Here is a 17,959-nt window from a genome sequence, read left to right as displayed (position 1 = left end):
ATCCATAGAAGAATGATGTTATAAAGACTACCATTATTGATCGTTAATTACTTTTAATTGCTCTTTTAATTTTAAAGCTTTTGCTTTGCCTAATAGGGTTTCTAATTCCTCGGAAGTAGCCTTATAAATATTACTTACTGTACCAAAGTGCTTCAATAGTTTTTCGGCTGTATTTTTCCCAATACCATCAATGCTTTCTAATTGACTAATGATAAAGTTTTTAGAACGCTTATCTCTGTGTTTCGTAATACCAAATCTATGGGCTTCATCACGAAGACGTTGTATTAACTTGAGAGATTCCGACTTTTTATCAATATATAGTGGAATACTATCCTCGGGGAAATAAATTTCTTCTAGTCGTTTGGCTATACCAATAATCGGAATTTTTCCATAGAGTCCCAAGTTTTTCAATGCATCTGCCGAAGCACTTAACTGCCCTTTGCCACCATCTATAATAATCAAATCAGGTAAATCTGCTTCTTCCTGAAGTAACCTTGAATACCTCCGCGTAACGACTTCGTTCATGGTAGCAAAATCATTAGGCCCTTCAACCGTTTTTGGCGTAAAATGCCGATAGTCTTTTTTAGAGGGTATTCCATTCTTAAAGCACACCATTGCCGATACAGGATTGGTGCCTTGAATATTAGAGTTATCAAAACACTCAATATGGTGTGGGATTGACTTTAATTGCAAGTCATTCTTTAAAGTAAGTAAAATCCTCATTTTTGCATCACCTGCACTTTCTTCAGATGCTTGTCGGTCGGCTTTTTCTTTCTTAAAGTACAGCACATTTTTCAAAGACATCTCCAAAAGCTTCTTCTTATCTCCAATTTGCGGAATGGTATTTTCAACCCCTTTTAATTCAACAGACAGAGGAATATTCGTAATTACCTCTTTCGCTTCGCTTTCATACTTATCACGCATCTCCCATACCATCATGGTCAATATATCTTCGTCGGTTTCATCCAACTTTTTCTTTACTTCTAACGACTGAGTCTGCGTAATAAAACCATTCAATACTTTCATGAAATTAAAATAGAAAGCATTTTCGTCAGATACAATCGAAAATACATCCACATCCCTGATGTTAGGATTGACCACCGTTGATTTACTTTGAAAGTTAACAAGATAAGCTAGCTTTTCCTTAAATTCTTGTGCTTCTTCAAAAGCCAGTTTAGAGGCTGCCTCTTGCATTTTCTCTTCAAAATATTGCTTAGGAAGGCTCATATTGCCTTTCAAAATATTTTTAGCTTGGTCTATTTCCTTTAGATAATCTTTTTCAGGTTGTAATCCTTCGCAAGGGCCTTTACAATTCCCAATATGGTATTCTAAACATACTTTAAACTTTCTGTCTTGAATATTTTTATGATTAAGGTTCAAACTGCACGTTCGAAAAGTGTATAGCTGATTAAACATTTCAAGGATAGCATACATTGCTTTTTGATTAGCAAAAGGGCCAAAGAAAGTCCCCATTTTTTTATCAACCCTTCTGATAGTAATAATTTTGGGGAAAGGCTCATTGGTCACACAAATGAAGGGGTACATCTTATCATCCCTCAACAAAATGTTGTATTTAGGCTGAAACTTTTTGATAAGTGTATTTTCTAAAAGCAAGGCATCGAACTCAGTGTGAACAATGGTAAATTCAAGATTTCTGATTTGACTAACTAACCGTTTGGTCTTTCTATCATGCTGATTTGATTTGGCAAAATAACTACTTACTCTATTTTTTAAATTCTTGGCTTTCCCTACATAAATAACAGTTCCTTCTTCATCGAAATATCTATATACCCCTGGCAATTCAGGAACTTTAGCTAAAGCACTTTTATAATCAAACTCATCCATATCATTTTATTTAAAGTACAAATTTACTAAATAAAACAACCACCATTTTGGAAAAATTTCACTTAGATTTTTACAAGAAAATTGTAAAATAAATGCTGTACGGGTTTGTTGGCTTCTCAGAAAAAAAATAGATTTTTCTTATTTTTAAATTATTTTAATAGTAACGCTCTATATCTAAAAAACTTTTTAATTGATTTAAAATAGCTCAAATAATATTATTTTGACAAATAAGAATATAATACTAAAAAAACACATATAATCTTAATGTATTGAAAATCAATTAGTTATAAAATGTTAAAATAATATTGGTTAATATTTTTTTAATTATAAAAAGTATCAAAATGATACAATAAATTTTATCAAAATGATACATTAAGAATATAGCCTCATCAAACTAAAATGAAATAAATTATTAGAATATATATAATCATTTTGTTATGGAATTAAAATAAGCATATATTTACAAGGATTTTCAACCAAAAATCTAATTTTTTCAATCAAAAACCCAATTTTATTATGAACACAAAATTTTACTCTACATGGAAGAGTATGCTTTTGTCGTGCGTCTTTTTATTAAGTACGTTCTTGACAATGGCACAGGACAGACGAGTAACAGGAAAAGTTACTGGTGCGGATGGCCAGGGAATCCCTGGAGTCTCGGTTCTTCTAAAAGGCACCCAAACTGGGGTTTCAACTGATGCAAACGGTGGTTTTGCTATTAATCTCAAATCAGGCAAGGATGTATTGTTAATTTCAGCAATTGGCTATAAAAGCACTGAAGTTAAAGTGGGTACGCAGAGTAATGTAGAAGTTAAGTTAGCAGAAGACGTTTCTGCACTTGACGAGGTTATCGTAACGGGTTATTCTAGTTCATCAAAAAGAGAAAGTACAGGTTCTGTATCAACTATCAAAGCTAAAGACTTAGTAGCTGTTCCTTCTGGTAACGTTGAGCAACAGTTGCAAGGACGTGCATCTGGGGTTACAGTTATTTCAAGTGGTCAACCAGGGGCGGCAAGTTTAGTACGTATTCACGGTTTTGGTTCATTTGGAGATAACAACCCTCTATACATTGTTGATGGTGTACCTGTTCAATCAACAGACTTTTTAGCACCAGGAGATATTGAGAGCACAACTATTTTGAAGGATGCTGCAGCAGCATCAATCTATGGAGCTCGTGCTGCCAATGGTGTGATTGTTTATACAACCAAAAAGGGTACAAAAAAAGCAAGAGCATTGGAAGTTACCTATGATGGATTGTATGGTGTTACTGACCCAGGCAAAGGACAAGCAATGCTTAATCCTCAAGAACAAGCAGATTGGACTTGGAATGCAATTCGTAATACAGCTATTGCTGATGGTACAGCACCAAATTATGGTCATCCTCAATATGGAACAGGTACAACAGCAGTTTTACCTGATTATATTAACGTAGGAGGAAGGTCAGGTGTTATAGGTACTGTTGATTTAGCATCAGAAAAAGCTAAATACAATGTTGACCCTAATGCAGGTGCTATCTATCAAGTAGTTAAAGCAAATAAAGCTGGTACTGATTGGTATGGTGCTATTACTAGAATGGCTCCTGTGTCAAGACACAACTTGGGCTTTTCTGGTGGAACAGAACATGGTAGATATTATTTTGGTTTATCTGCTCAAGAGCAAGCAGGTATATTGATTTATAACCAATTCAAACGTTATACATTCAGAGCTAACTCAGAATTTGATTTGTCTAAACGTATTAGAATTGGTGAAAATTTGCAGTTTACGTATAAGTCTGTATTAGCTCAGGATAATAACGATTTGTTGAACCCTAATAGAAGTGGTGTAAATACTGTAGCTGGCGAGGGTGATGTACTTTCAGCATTTAGAATGCCGCCAATTATTCCTATTTATGATGAATTTGGAGGTTACGCTGGTACTGCTGCTAAAGGGTTTAACAACCCAAGAAACCCAGTTGCTTCACGTGATGGTTCTAAGAATGATAAAAGTTATACTGCTAATGGATTCGGTAATATCTACTTAGAAATTGAGCCAATTCCAAACTTACTTTTGAAAACAAGTATTGGTGGTCAATATACAAATGCTTACTCATATTCGTATTCACGTTTGCAATATGAAAACTCTGAAAACAATGCAAGCTTTGGTTACAATGAATTTTCTGGTTACCAATTTGGCTGGACATTTACCAATACTATCAATTATTTCAAACAGCTAGGAGACCACAAAATTAAATTATTGGGAGGTTACGAAGCTTTAAACACAGGCTTTGGTAGAGGTATGTCAGCATCTGGTATTAACCCATTCTCTACTGATTTAGATTACATCACTATGACAACAGTATCTGCAACAGGTAAGATTGTTAATAGTTATATCAACTCAGGAGTTACATTTTCATCAATGTTTGGTCAATTAGATTATTCGTTTAACGATAAATACTATTTTACTGGGGTTGTTCGTCGTGATGGTTCTTCTCGTTTTGGTATCAACAGTAGATATGGTGTTTTCCCTGCGTTCTCTGGTGCTTGGCGTCTTTCTAAAGAAGATTTCATGAGAGACCTTCCTTGGATTAGTGATTTAAAAATCAAAGGTGGTTGGGGACAAATGGGTAACTCAAATCCAGTAGATCCAAATAACCAGTATAGCCTTTTTGCTTCTAATGTTGGTAACTCATTTTATGACATTAATGGTAGTAATACAAGTGCTGTATCAGGATTTTACAAAAGTCGTATTGGTAACCCTAATGCAAAATGGGAAACAAATACAACAATCAACGTTGGTTTTGAAAGCTCATTGTTAAAAGGTAAATGGGATTTAGCGGTAGACTTCTGGCAAAGAAAAACTACAGATGCTTTGTTTAGTGTTCCTCTTCCAGGTGTATTGGGTACTTATGCAGCAGCACCTGCTGTAAACGTTGGTACGCTAAGTAACCGTGGTATTGATATTCAAATTATCAACCGTGGTGCTATCGCCAAAGATTGGAATTATGAAGTAACTGCAACAGGTTCATTCCTTGATAATAAAATTACTAGCTTTGCTCCGGGTATTGACTATTTAACAGGAGGTACTTACCGTGGATTAACTCCAGTTCGTAACCAATTAGATAAGCCAATGTCTTCATTCTATGGTTATCAAGTTTTAGGGTTGTTCAATTCTACAGATGAAGTTTCAAAATCTCCAACTCAATTAGGTGCTGCTCCAGGTCGTTTCCGTTATGCTGATGTAAGTGGACCAAAAGGTGTACCTGATGGCATTATTGATGCTAATGATAGAACTTACCTAGGAAGCCCAGTACCAACTTTTACTGGAGGTATGACTTTCAGAGTTACTTACAAAGCGTTTGATTTCTCTACATTCTTAGCTGTTTCGTTAGGAAATAAAATTGCCAATGTTAGTAAGTGGTACACAGACTTTTATCCTTCATTTACTGGTGCTGCTGTTAGTGCTAGAGTTAAAAATTCTTGGACTCCAACTAATACAAATACTGATCAACCTATTTTTGAAGGAGCTTCTAACTTCAGTACAAACTCTGAATTTAACTCTTTCTATGTAGAAAATGGATCATACATGAGAATGCAAAATATCTCTATTGGATATAATATTCCAAAAAATGTATTGTCTAAAATAGGGTTGAAAAATGCAAGAATCAGTGGTGCTGCAAGTAACATTTTTACAATCACTGGTTACAAAGGTCTTGACCCAAGTATTGGTGGTGCTGCAGATACTAACTTTGGTATTGATATTGGTAACGTACCTATCACTAGAAGTTATAATGTAGCGTTAAATCTTTCATTCTAATTGTTCTTTTAACAACTGGCAAAAAAGTATTTAGTAAAATAAAACATGTCTTTAAAATGAGAAAATATATAAAACATCAAGCAACGATAACGTCTGTAGTATTAATGACGCTATTAGTATTTGCCTGCAAAGATAGTTTCCTAGAGGTTCCGCCAACTGGACAACTTGCAGGTGCTCAGCTTTCGTCGAAAGCTGGTTTAGAAGGATCTTTGATAGGTGCTTATAGTATGCTGAACGGTAGAGGTAACCGTGTAGCAAGTAGTTCAAACTGGGTGTGGGGAAGTGTGTTAGGAGGAGAAGCTAATAAAGGTACTAACTCTGGTGACTTTACAACGATTAACCCATTACAACGTTTTGATACAACACCTACAAACGGTGAAGTTGGTGGAACATGGGGTGTAAAATATGAAGGAGTTCAAAGATGTAATACCGTTTTACGTTCATTAACTACAGCAACACCAGATGTTACTGATGCTGACAAAAAGCGTATTGCTGGCGAAGCTCGTTTTTTAAGAGGTCATTACTATTTTGAATTAAAGCGTTTGTACAACAATACTCCGTATGTTGATGAGTCTGTAGATTATGGTACAGGTGTTGAGAAAGTAACTAATACTGCTGATTTGTGGCCTAAGATTGAAGCTGACTTGAAATATGCAGCAGATAACCTTCCAGAAACACAATCAGCAGCAGGTAGAGCAAATAAATGGGCTGCAGTAACTTATTTAGCTAAAGTATATTTATATCAGAAAAAATATGCAGATGCTAAAACGTTATTTGACCAAGTAATTGCTAATGGTAAAACGGCTAATGGTAAAAAATATGGTTTAGTAGCTAAATATGCTCAAATTTTCAATGCTGAAAATGATAATCATGAAGAGTCTGTTTTTGCTATTCAGTCTGCTGCTAATACAGGTAGTGTAAACAATGCAAATTCTGATGATGACTTAAACTACCCTTATAATACAGGATCAAGTGGCCCAGGTAACTGTTGTGGATTTTTCCAACCTTCTTTTGAGCTTGGAAACTCATTTAGAACAGATGCTAACGGTTTACCTTTGTTAGATGGTTCTTACAATTCAGATGCTAATGCGTTGAAAACAGATTTTGGTTTACAGTCTGCTCAACCATTTACAACAGATGCAGGAAATGTTGACCCTCGTTTAGATCACTCTATTGGTCGTCGTGGTATTCCATATTTAGATTGGCAAGACCACCCAGGATATGACTGGATTCGTGACCAATCTTATGCTGGACCGTATTCTCCTAAGAAGTTTATTTATTACAAAACTCAAGAAGGAACTTTAACTGACGGTAGTTCATGGACACGTGGTTATGCAGCAATGAACCACACCGTAATTAGATATGCTGATGTTTTATTAATGGCGGCAGAGTGTGAAATTGAAGTAGGTAGCCTTGAGACTGCGCGTAAATATGTAAATATGGTTAGAACTAGAGCTGCCAACAAGACTTCATGGGTAACTAAAAATGGAGCACCAGCAGCAAATTATGTAATTGGTACTTATGATGCTGTTTGGTCTGATAAAGCTCTTGCTCGTACTGCAGTTCGTTTTGAACGTAAATTAGAACTTTCAGGTGAAGGACATCGTTTCTTTGACCTTGTACGTTGGGGTATTGCTGAACCTACAATTAATGCTTATTTAACTTACGAAGGTAAGAAACTTGTTACAGCATTAGGTAGTGCTAAATTTACAGCCAATAAAAATGAATATTTGCCTATTCCACAAGGACAAATTGACTTACAAGGAGCTGATGTTTTGAAACAAAATCCTAATTATTAATATTGTTTATTAGTATAAAAAAGAAGGGGATGGCAATTTGCCATCCCCTTCTTTTTTATACTGAAGCTGTTTAAACTTTCCATTTCTTAGTTGAAAGTATTGTATTTTTGGATTGATTTTTTCAAAATTTGCGAAGCATAGCATCGCTACGTTGAGTAAATTTTGGAACAAGCTATTCTAAAAGACTTAGTTTAATCCGAAAGGGAAAGTTTAAACAGCTTCACTAATAAGTTTAAGTTTTTTTCTCTCTAATTGATTTAACAATTCTAACTGCTGACATGATCAATACTGCAAAAACGATTAATCCAATAATGCCCCAAATCCAATCGACTGTATTCTTTAAAACGACGATAAACACGATGGCAAATAAAAAGATAGTAGCTACTTCATTGAATAATCTTAACTGAAATCCTGTGAACCTGAATTTGTCTTCTCTGAGCTCAAAAATTAATTTTCGACAGTAAAAATGATAGCCTACTAAGCCTAGTACAAACCCTAATTTTAAATGAAGCCAACTTTGTGATGCAAAACTATCCCACCATAGCCAGTAAATCATCGTTGCGCCTGTTATGATTGTCAGCCACATCGCTGGAACCATGATGGCATTAAAGAGTACTTTTTGCATTCGTTTATACTCTTTCTGCAAGATTTGTCGTTCAGCCTCAGGCTTTTGATTTGCTTCAGTGTGGTAAACAAATAAGCGAGGTAAATAAAAAAGCCCAGCGAACCAACTCGTTACAAAAATGATATGTATTGCTTTGATATGATTATATTCCATTGTTAAATCATTTTCAATGATTTTATGAATGCTTGTAGTTTTTGAAAAAGCTATTAACCTTCATTTGAATAACACCAAGAATCGCTTCTTTAAAAATATTAGCCGACATTTTAGAAACACCTTTGGTTCTATCTGTAAAAATGATAGGTATCTCGGCAATTTTGAAGCCATACTTCCATGCTGTAAATTTCATTTCTACCTGAAAAGCATAGCCAACAAATTTAATCTTATCGAGATTAATGGTCTTTAAAACTTTAGCATGATAACATTTGAATCCTGCTGTTACATCCATTATCGGCATTCCTGTTATAAAACGAACGTAATAACCTGCAAAATAAGACATTAATACCCTTCCCATAGGCCAATTGACAACGTTTACTCCACTGATATAACGAGAACCAATAGCCATGTCAGAACCCTCTACACAAGCATTGTAAAGCTTTACCAAATCTTCTGGATTATGCGAAAAATCTGCATCCATTTCAAAAATATATTCATAGTTATTAGCAAGAGCATATTTAAACCCATGAATATAAGCAGTACCTAAACCTAGTTTTCCTTTTCTTTCTTGTAAATGCAAACGATTTTTACCGAATTCATCCTGAAGTTCTTTTACTTTCATCCCAGTACCATCTGGCGAACCATCATCAACAATTAGTAAGTCAAAACTTGGTTCTAAACTCATTACTTTACGGACAATGGATTCAATGTTTTCAATTTCGTTGTATGTCGGTATAATTACAAGACGAGAGATCATTATGGAATTTGCGCAGGTTAAAAATTAATATTGATACAAAGTTACGAAAATCTATAGCATATTATGGTATAGAAAATTTAATAGCAGAAACTGCCGAACAAATATCCATTAATAACCCATATAACTTATATAAAGAGGTACGGAAAGGATATTAGGCAAATCTGACTGTTTCTCTGTTAGAAGGACTTACAAAGCCTTTATAACTAATTATTTATGTTTTCAATGCTTCATTTAATTAAGTAAGGTTAAACACTTATATGAATATTATTATATTGATGTATAATTGTATTTTAATGTGTCATTGTTTTGTCAAGTATACCAAGGTAAAATACCCATAGATAGGTTTACATAAACGTTAGAATACTATTTTATTATCTATTTTAACAAGATTTAAGAATGTCTGCTGTCTTGAATAAAAATAATTTCAAATAATAAGAAACATTTTTTGTGTTTCTTAGATGTAATAGTATTTTTGCATTAAATTTATAGAACAGTATAGAACACATATTTATACCGACTAAACAAATTAAACAATCAATAACAAAGACAATGGCAAACATCACGTTAGGCGACAAAGAGTATTTCGCAGGAATTGGTAAAATACAATTTGAAGGAAGAGAGTCTGATAACCCTTTAGCATTCAAATGGTATGATGAAAATCGTATTATTGGAGGCAAAACAATGAAAGAGCAAATGCGTTTTGCAATTGCCTATTGGCATACTTTCTGTGGAACTGGTGCTGATCCTTTTGGTCCTGGAACAAAAGTATTTCCTTGGGATGCAAAAAATGAAATCGTAGGAAGAGCTAAAGATAAAATGGATGCAGCATTTGAATTCATTACTAAAATTGGTGCTCCATACTACTGTTTTCATGATATTGACTTAGTAGATGAAGGATGTTCTTTATCAGAATACGAAAGCAATATGCAAGCAATTGTAGATTATGCAAAACAAAAACAAGCTTCAAGTGGTGTGAAATTATTATGGGGTACTGCCAACGTATTCTCGAATCCACGTTATATGAACGGGGCTTCTACTAACCCTGATTTCTCAGTATTAGCACATGCAGGTACACAAGTGAAAAATGCTATTGATGCTACGATTGCTTTAGGTGGTGAAAACTATGTGTTCTGGGGTGGTCGTGAAGGCTATATGACGTTATTAAACACTGATATGAAACGTGAGTTAGCTCACTTAGGACGTTTCTTAACGATGTCGCGTGATTATGCTCGTAAAAACGGATTTACTGGTAAATTCTTCATCGAACCTAAACCATGTGAACCAACTAAACACCAATACGATTTCGACTCTGCTACAGTAATCGGCTTCTTGAAAGAATACGGTTTAGAAAACGATTTTATGTTGAATTTAGAAGTAAACCATGCTACTTTAGCTGGTCATACATTCCAACATGAATTACAAGTTGCTGCTGACAACAATATGTTGGGTAGTATGGATGCTAACCGTGGAGATTATCAAAACGGATGGGATACTGACCAATTCCCTACTAATTTAAATGAATTAGCTGAGTCTATGTTGATTATTTTAGAGGCAGGTGGAATCACACAAGGAGGTATCAATTTTGATGCTAAGACACGTCGTAATTCAACTGATTTAGACGATATTTTCTTAGCTCACATCGGCGGTATGGATGCTTTTGCTCGTGCATTAGTCATTGCTGATAACATCTTAGAGAAATCATCTTACAAGAAATTGCGTAAAGACCGTTATGCTTCTTTTGATGGCGGTAAAGGTGCTGATTACGAAGCTGGTAAATTAACTTTAGAAGATTTAAGAAGCTATGCTTTTGAAGTTGGAGAACCTAAAGTTACTAGTGGTAAACAAGAATTATTTGAAAATATCATCAATCAATTCATCTAGTCTAGGTTGATTGAAAATTCATAAAAAAAGCGAATGGAAATTTTCCACTCGCTTTTTTTATGAATTTATTCTTGGATTAATATTCCCAAAGGTTATGTTCCATCTCCATCAATTTATATTCTAATTGTTGAGATTGGATTAGCCCTTGTTTTTCTCCTCCATAAAACTCATCTAAGCTTTTATCTTCTGGGTTACCTTTTTTCGTGAGTCTAGCATGGAACAAGCGTAAATCAAAGGCATCTGCCATGTTTTTATGCTGAGCTTCGTTCTGAGAATTATACCAGATACAATTTGGGTTACTTCTGAATAATTTGTCTAAATCCTTATATTTGAATGACGCTACAGTCTTATCAAAACCAGCAGCCGTTTTATTAGCAGGAATAATGATCGTGATAGCTTGGATATCATAGTATAAACGAGAGCGTTGCTTATCAAAAATAGCATCTTCTCTGATTTCTATGATAGAAAGCTCTTTAGCAAAGTACAAATCTCCAGTTTCGCTTGCCGCTTTAGCAGGAGCTTTAGCCCCATTTGCCGCAGGTTTAGGATCTCCCCAGCCATCATCAGCTCCTGTGGTAGCAGTACTTTCAGCACCGAAACCAGCAGCCTTTTCAGCATCAGAAAGGGCATTGTCTCCGATAGAGTTTTCAACAACCAAATTCTTTAAAAATTCTTCTTTGGAAATCTTCGTTTTTAATGAATCGTTTCTGTATGGTTGCAAAACCCCACTTTGAACCCATTCCATTAAATATTTGGTAATCTCGTTTCCTTTAGAGAAAAAAGGTTGGTTTTGCTTTTCATTCAAATCCATTCTTCTCCATAAACGCATTTTCCACATGATATTAGAATCATCAATAGGACGTACAGAGTCAGGATTTTTTCCTCTAATGTCTTTTTCTTGTGCTGTTACCAGTGAACAAGAAACCAAACTAAGAACAATTGCTCCGGTAATTTTGATTAAATTTTTCATAATGTTATTATCATTACAAGTTTTACACTAAGCTTGATTATCAAATACTTGTAAACTTATATAATATTGTACTAGACAATTACTGTATTTTATCTAGTACAATACTTTTAATTAATTGGTATAACTTTTGAAAACTTAAAAGGAATGTTTTCTATATCACCTTTGAAGTTTTTGCGTTGTACTCCTCTTACTTCAATATAATAACGATCGCCTGCTCTTGCTTCCTGAGCTAATGTGCTAATACTACCTCCACCCTGTAAAGTAATTGGCGAACCAACAGGTTTCGTACCTCTTGCTAACGCTATATAAACTTCTGAAACACGGTATCTGGCATCATCAGGATTGGTTGCTGCGAATGATTCATCAGCAATTGCTCTAGCTTCAATATTTCTGAGTCCACTAGCAATTACTCCACGTTTTTCATCTAATTCACCACCACCACCAAATAGTTTTATCTCAGGTCTTGGTACTTTTCTTACTCTAAACTTCTCTGTACCTAATAAAATGCCTCCGTTATTAATGTTCAATTCTACTGCAGCAGCACTTGGCACTACTGTTACTTTACCACCACCTGCGGCAATAACCTCTGCACCATTGGCACTAAAGCTTGGTTGCCATAAAGCACCTAAGCCTGGACTTACAATGCTCAATTTGTTGGCACAACCTAAATACAACGGAGGTAAACTACCTGCTTCGATATTATAAGTTGGTTTTAATACAAAGTATTCACCATTAAGTGTTCTAGTTTCAGGACCGTTAGGACCATTGAATGAGATACTAGCCGAATAAGTTTTCTTTGAAAGGCCACGACTGTCGTATTGACCACCTTGTGCCTTAAACTTAATTTGACCTTTACCGTCTCTTACAGGTACACCAGCACCATTGAAGCTCATTCTGGGGGTAATTCCACTTGAATAGGCTGCAATAAACATTTCAGCTTCATAATCCATACCAGCTACTACGGTATTAGATTTTGCCGAAACCATGGCTAATATTTTATCAAACTTGATGTCTTTGATACCTACTTTTTCAGCTAATTGCCCTAAAATAGTACTTTCATAACGACGAATTTCAGATTGTTTCTGACTTAATGTTGCTAAAGCCGCAGGTACTGGCGTTTCAGCAAAATTCAATTCAGCAAAATCTTTGTTTTTATTGTTGGCATCCTTAGCTACTGCAGGGTCTTCTTTTCCTGAAAGAGCAAGCGGTTCAAACTTTGTATTTTTATCACCATAAGTTGCTATTTTAGTGACAAAATTATCAAGCTGAGTTTTTAAGCCGTAAGCCAATCCATTCTTTTTACCACCGATCATTATTTCATGTACTTTTTCGGTCTCTTTCATACCGACATAAGCACCTGTTTCTTCATCGGTACCACCTGTTTGTTCAACGATGGTGCTTTTCAAATTATCTAATTCACCAACTATCGCATCAGAAAGTTTACGTACTTCTTGCGCTTGTCTGATGATATCAGCATATTGAGCAGGATTAGGCGAGTCGTTTACTTTTGCCTTAATCCCTTCGACAGTTTGGTTATTTTTTTGAACAGCAGAGCCGTTCGCTGCTTCTAAGCTATTATTTAATAGTACAAATTTTTGTAAAAGGGCATCGCTTACTTGCAATGCAAGTAAAGCTGTGAGCACCAAATACATCATCCCAATCATCTTCTGACGGGGCGTTTCTTTCATTCCAGCCATTTTCTTATCTACTTGTAGGAGTTTTTGTTTAAGTTTTTTTTCAACATGTTTGTCTTGATTAGTATTAAACTATCAAAGACGGATATGTTTCTTAAATTAGTTCCCTTTCATGGCTGTTAACATACTTCCATAAACATTGTTTAATGAAGTTAAGTTAGAAGTCAATTTGGCTAATTCTTGCTTAAACTGCTGAGTATCTTTACTTGCATCAGCCATGTTTTCCATCGCTACTGTTAAGTTGCCATAGAAAGCATTCATCGCTTTTAAGTGCTTGTTTGTATCTTGTAATTCTAATTCATATACAGCATTCAATGCACCCATGTTTTGAGTAACTTTCTGGAACTGTACACGATATTCTTTAGCATCTTGTGAGGCATTAGCCATTTCGCCCATAGCACTCATCGTTACGCCATAAGCTTTGTTCATTTCTGTCATTGTACCAGCAGCAACTTTTACGTTTTTAGCATAATCGTTTGTAGCTACAGTAGCATCAGTAATTGTTCCAATTTTTGAAACTGTTTCTGTTAATGACTTCATGCCTTTACCTAAATTTTCAAAAACATCTGGCGTAATTTTAGCATTAGCTAACATTTCATCCATTTTAGCTGTTAATCCAACGCCTGCAGTTGAGGTTGCCACACTTCTTTTAGGTAATTCACCTTGAAAATCTTTAGATAATTCTGGATATACTTTTTCCCAATCGTAAGACTTTTCAGGTTTTGCAGAAAGATACAATACCCCAAATAATATAAATATAAATGCTTCAGTGAACATACCAACCATTAGCATTTCATTGGCATTATTCCAGTGTAAGATTTTAAATAAAGCACCAACGATAACAACTGCTGCACCAAAACTGGCGATAACGTTAATAATTCTTTCCATTTGTTTTGTAATGATTTTGAGTGTAATATGATTTGAGAATGATTTGATGTACGAAGGGATTATCAAAACGAAGCGAGAGAATGTTGTCGTAAATTAACGACTGGATTCCCTCGCTTACGATTTAAAATCGTTTTTTCTTTTATCTGAATTCTTTTCCAGATGAACGTCCTAAATGATTCATGGCACAACGGAAGCCGATGTAAGATCGTTTCTTTGTTTCATATTCATAAGAACGAGTACCCGTTTCAAGATAATAAGCAACATCTTTCCATGAACCACCACGAATAACTTTTCTTGGTTCATCTTTATCATCATTCATCGTGTTTAAGTCCCAAGTAATAGCTACAGCATTGTCTGCATAAGCATCTAGGCACCATTCGGCAACGTTTCCAGCCATATTGTATAAACCATAATCATTCGGATTGAACTGGTTTGCAGGAGCTGTATAAGCATATCCATCTGCATCATAATTACCTCTATGAGGCTTGAAGTTAGCTAGCAAACATCCTTTTACGTTTGCTACGTAAGGGTTACCCCAAGGATATTTAGCAGAAGCTTTTCCACCACGAGCAGCCCATTCCCATTCAGCTTCTGATGGTAAGCGGAATCTTGGAGAAATATACATTCCCTCTGAGGTTCTGTAATCGTTATAAGCTTTTGTTCGCCAGTCGCAGAAATATCTTGCAGCAATCCAGCTTACGCCCACTACTGGATACATATCAAACGCAGGGCTTGAGTAATAATATTCAGTCATGGGGTCACCATTATGATAAGTAAAGTCTTTACTCCATACGGTAGTATCAGGATAAATTTCAGAGATAATTTTTTCCTCGCCTAGTACAGCGATTGAGTCTGTCAACATTACATCAGTAAATTGGCGGTATTCGTTGTTGGTGATTTCAGTGTCGTCCATATAAAATTGAATGACTGTTACACGTTTGTTAAAACCAACTGACGATGCAGCAATATCTTCATCCGCTTGCCCCATCATATAAGAGCCAGCCGGAATTAAAACCATGCCTAGTGGAGTTGTTTGCTTCCAACCTTTACGGCTAGTAGCTGCAATTTCCCCATTGACCATTTTAATATCTTCTTTTTTGCTACTACTTCTACTTCGTTTACCGCTTTTGCCTTTAGCAACCTGTTCTCCTCTAGATCTGCTGCTTCGTCCTCTACTACTAGTCGATTTGCTAGTACCAGAAGAGCTACAGCTATCCAAAAACAGAACAGTAGTAACTACTAAAAGTAGTAAGGATATTTTCCTGAAAATTCCACTGTAATTCATAGTGTCTTAACTTTTTTAATTGATACCCGTGAGTAAAATAAGGTAATGATCTCTGTAAATTTTGATAATGGTTGTATTAATAATAGTACTTTATATTTATTGTAATAAAATTCATTTTTAGTGTTAAATCTTCTTAAAAACGACCTTTTTTACTCGGTTAGTATAGTAACCCAAAAACAAAGTTAATATTTTTTTTTGTTGTAAATACATCAATCGTTTATTTACGTTTTTGTAAGTACACTTTAGTCAAAAAAAACTACTGATGTCTGAACCTTGGCGTACGTACAGGGGTCTTCTTTCCACCAAATAATTTAGGCGCTGGCAGGGCATAACTTATTAATACTTCGTGAGATGTAGGCGACTTAGCTGTTTGCCCAACGGTGGTTAAATCTAACGAATATCCTAATCGTAAAGAGTTGTTCAACATCGAAATACCTGCAATAATGATACCAGCATCGTTTAATCGATAGGAGCCTCCTAACCAATATTTTTCTGTATAAGTAAAAATCGCACCTCCTTCTAAAGCCGTTGTTACGAAATCACTACGCCAAAGGGCTGTAGGAGTAACTTTTACGTCATCATTCAAATAATAATCATAGCTCGCAGTCACATTCAATGCTTGTTTGATGGTATACTGACTAGCTCTGTCAACGCCAAAACTATAATTTGGATTATTTACGTGATTAAGGCTTACCCCGATTTGGTAATTCTCTGCTTTATATAAAACTCCTAGTGATAGGTCTGCTTTGGTTTCATTAAGTTTTTTTAGGGCTGCATCCACAATTGGGTCTCCAGATTCACCAGGTCTGAAATTTGAATCAAATGTTTTAGTATGAAAACCACCTTTTACACCAATTGAAATAATTGAACCATTTCTAAGCCCGATTTGATAAGAATACGATAGCAACATATTCTGATAACCACTTCCAGATGGTGTTTTGTCATTTACAAATTGGATACCAAGCCCACTATGAAGGCCATTTAGGGGCATTGAGGCCGTAAAAAGCTGTGTTCCCAATGAACCAGAACCATCATAAGTAGTTTGATAGGCTGTCCATTGATTACGGTAATGTAATTGAAATCTCATCACACCATCAGTACCAGCAGTGGCTGGATTAATGTATAGCGGATTAAACATATATTGGCTTAACTGTGCATCTTGTTGAGCAAAGACGGAATAGTTTGCCAATAGCAGTAGAATTATAGTAAAAAATTGTAAATTCTTTCGCATAGTCTTTCAAAAAAGTACAAATAAGTCAAATACAGGCTTTAATTCCAAATCTAATAAACATTTGTATAAATTACGTCAAAAAATGTATCTCATAGATATTCCTAACGCTAATTTATTAATATTTGTTGTGATATGTTGATAAAAAAAGAGACCCATGAGTTTATATCACTCACAGGTCTTTCATTAATTCCTTTTAATAGTCTTAAATACTATTTGCTTTCTTGATATAAAGTTCCAAAGCACCCGTCATAGATGGGGCATTTGGAAGAGGCGCTTGAATATCCAAAATCAAGCCTGCTTCTGTTACTGCTTTTGCCGTTGTTGGTCCAAAGGCAGCAATTCTAGTTTTGTTTTGCTTGAAATCTGGAAAATTATGAAACAAAGATTTTATGCCAGAAGGGCTAAAAAATGCAATTACATCATAAAACACGCTTTCTAGATCAGATAAATCTGAAGAAACTGTTTCATACATTACAGCCTCTGTAAGTTGTAAATCGTTTGTTCCCATAAATTCTGGGATATCACTACGACGCTTGTCTGAACAAGGAAATAAAAACTTCTCAGTTTTATGTTTCTTGATTAACTCAAGTAATTCAGCAGCAGTTTTTGTTCCTGTAAAAATCTTACGTTTACGTATTACAATATATTTCTGCAAGTAATTAGAAGTCTGTTCTGTGATACAGAAGTATTTCATATCAGCTGGTACTTCTATACGCGCTTCTTTACAAATGCGAAAAAAATGATCTACAGCATTACGACTAGTAAAAATAATGGCAGTATGATCAAGAATATTGATTTTTTGCTTCCGGAAGTCCTTAAAAGCAACGCCTTGAATTTCGATAAATGGGCGAAAATCAACTTTGATATTGTATCTTCTTTCCAACTCAAAATATGGTGATTTATCGTCGGCTGGGCGTGCTTGCGTAACTAAAATACTGGTTACTTTGGTTAATCTGTCTGGATGTGCGGTTAATGCTATTTCGCTCATGCTCAATGCAGTTAAACTTGATTGGATTATTGTTTGGGCTAATGTGCTATT

12 protein-coding genes are annotated in these 17,959 nt (G+C 35.2%); 3 read left to right on the top strand and 9 right to left on the bottom strand.

Annotated elements, in window-relative coordinates:
- Positions 1 to 33: 33 nt before the first annotated feature.
- Positions 34 to 1,845, bottom strand: coding sequence for an excinuclease ABC subunit UvrC (gene uvrC, locus VB264_RS04365; protein ID WP_323247098.1), 1,812 nt, complete (start codon positions 1,843 to 1,845; stop codon positions 34 to 36).
- A 516-nt stretch (positions 1,846 to 2,361) separates the two neighbouring features.
- On the opposite strand from uvrC, the gene VB264_RS04360 reads away from it, so the two are divergent.
- Positions 2,362 to 5,637 (top strand): SusC/RagA family TonB-linked outer membrane protein, encoded by a 3,276-nt coding sequence (locus VB264_RS04360; RefSeq protein ID WP_323247096.1) that lies wholly within the window; start codon positions 2,362 to 2,364, stop codon positions 5,635 to 5,637.
- A gap of 56 nt (positions 5,638 to 5,693) precedes the next feature.
- The gene (locus tag VB264_RS04355) at positions 5,694 to 7,436 is read left to right on the top strand and encodes a RagB/SusD family nutrient uptake outer membrane protein (RefSeq protein ID WP_323247095.1); all 1,743 of its coding nucleotides are present in this window, start codon (positions 5,694 to 5,696) and stop codon (positions 7,434 to 7,436) included.
- Positions 7,437 to 7,668: 232 nt separating this feature from the next.
- Here VB264_RS04355 and VB264_RS04350 read toward each other — a convergent pair whose 3' ends face one another.
- Both VB264_RS04350 and VB264_RS04345 read right to left on the bottom strand, forming a co-directional pair.
- On the bottom strand, positions 7,669 to 8,214 hold the full coding sequence (locus tag VB264_RS04350; RefSeq protein WP_323247093.1) for a CopD family protein: 546 nt from the start codon (positions 8,212 to 8,214) through the stop codon (positions 7,669 to 7,671).
- A gap of 22 nt (positions 8,215 to 8,236) precedes the next feature.
- On the bottom strand, positions 8,237 to 8,971 hold the full coding sequence (locus VB264_RS04345) for a polyprenol monophosphomannose synthase (RefSeq protein ID WP_323247091.1): 735 nt from the start codon (positions 8,969 to 8,971) through the stop codon (positions 8,237 to 8,239).
- Between the two features lie 549 nt (positions 8,972 to 9,520).
- Between VB264_RS04345 and xylA the strand changes: the two genes are divergently transcribed.
- On the top strand, positions 9,521 to 10,852 hold the full coding sequence (gene xylA / locus VB264_RS04340; protein WP_323247089.1) for a xylose isomerase: 1,332 nt from the start codon (positions 9,521 to 9,523) through the stop codon (positions 10,850 to 10,852).
- A gap of 76 nt (positions 10,853 to 10,928) precedes the next feature.
- Here xylA and porN read toward each other — a convergent pair whose 3' ends face one another.
- The 6 genes from porN to VB264_RS04310 all read right to left on the bottom strand — a co-directional run bounded on the left by porN (position 10,929) and on the right by VB264_RS04310 (position 17,908).
- Entirely contained in the window at positions 10,929 to 11,822 is an 894-nt protein-coding gene (gene porN, locus VB264_RS04335) for a type IX secretion system ring subunit PorN/GldN (protein WP_323247088.1), read from the bottom strand.
- 107 nt (positions 11,823 to 11,929) lie between these two features.
- Positions 11,930 to 13,510, bottom strand: coding sequence for a type IX secretion system motor protein PorM/GldM (gene porM / locus VB264_RS04330; RefSeq protein WP_323247086.1), 1,581 nt, complete (start codon positions 13,508 to 13,510; stop codon positions 11,930 to 11,932).
- A gap of 105 nt (positions 13,511 to 13,615) precedes the next feature.
- A complete protein-coding gene (porL, locus tag VB264_RS04325) occupies positions 13,616 to 14,404 on the bottom strand; it encodes a type IX secretion system motor protein PorL/GldL (RefSeq protein WP_323247085.1) in 789 nt (262 codons plus the stop codon).
- 139 nt (positions 14,405 to 14,543) lie between these two features.
- The gene (gene porK, locus VB264_RS04320; RefSeq protein ID WP_323247083.1) at positions 14,544 to 15,689 is read right to left on the bottom strand and encodes a T9SS ring complex lipoprotein PorK/GldK; all 1,146 of its coding nucleotides are present in this window, start codon (positions 15,687 to 15,689) and stop codon (positions 14,544 to 14,546) included.
- Positions 15,690 to 15,945: 256 nt separating this feature from the next.
- The gene (locus VB264_RS04315) at positions 15,946 to 16,920 is read right to left on the bottom strand and encodes a PorP/SprF family type IX secretion system membrane protein (protein WP_323247081.1); all 975 of its coding nucleotides are present in this window, start codon (positions 16,918 to 16,920) and stop codon (positions 15,946 to 15,948) included.
- 202 nt (positions 16,921 to 17,122) lie between these two features.
- Positions 17,123 to 17,908 (bottom strand): uroporphyrinogen-III synthase, encoded by a 786-nt coding sequence (locus VB264_RS04310; RefSeq protein ID WP_323247079.1) that lies wholly within the window; start codon positions 17,906 to 17,908, stop codon positions 17,123 to 17,125.
- Positions 17,909 to 17,959 lie beyond the last annotated feature (51 nt).

The sequence above is a fragment of the Arcicella aquatica genome, assembly GCF_034928825.1.
GTDB classification, from domain to species: Bacteria; Bacteroidota; Bacteroidia; order Cytophagales; family Spirosomataceae; genus Arcicella; species Arcicella aquatica.
Note: the sequence above shows the minus strand (reverse complement) of the source record. Positions and strands in the feature narration are given on the sequence as shown.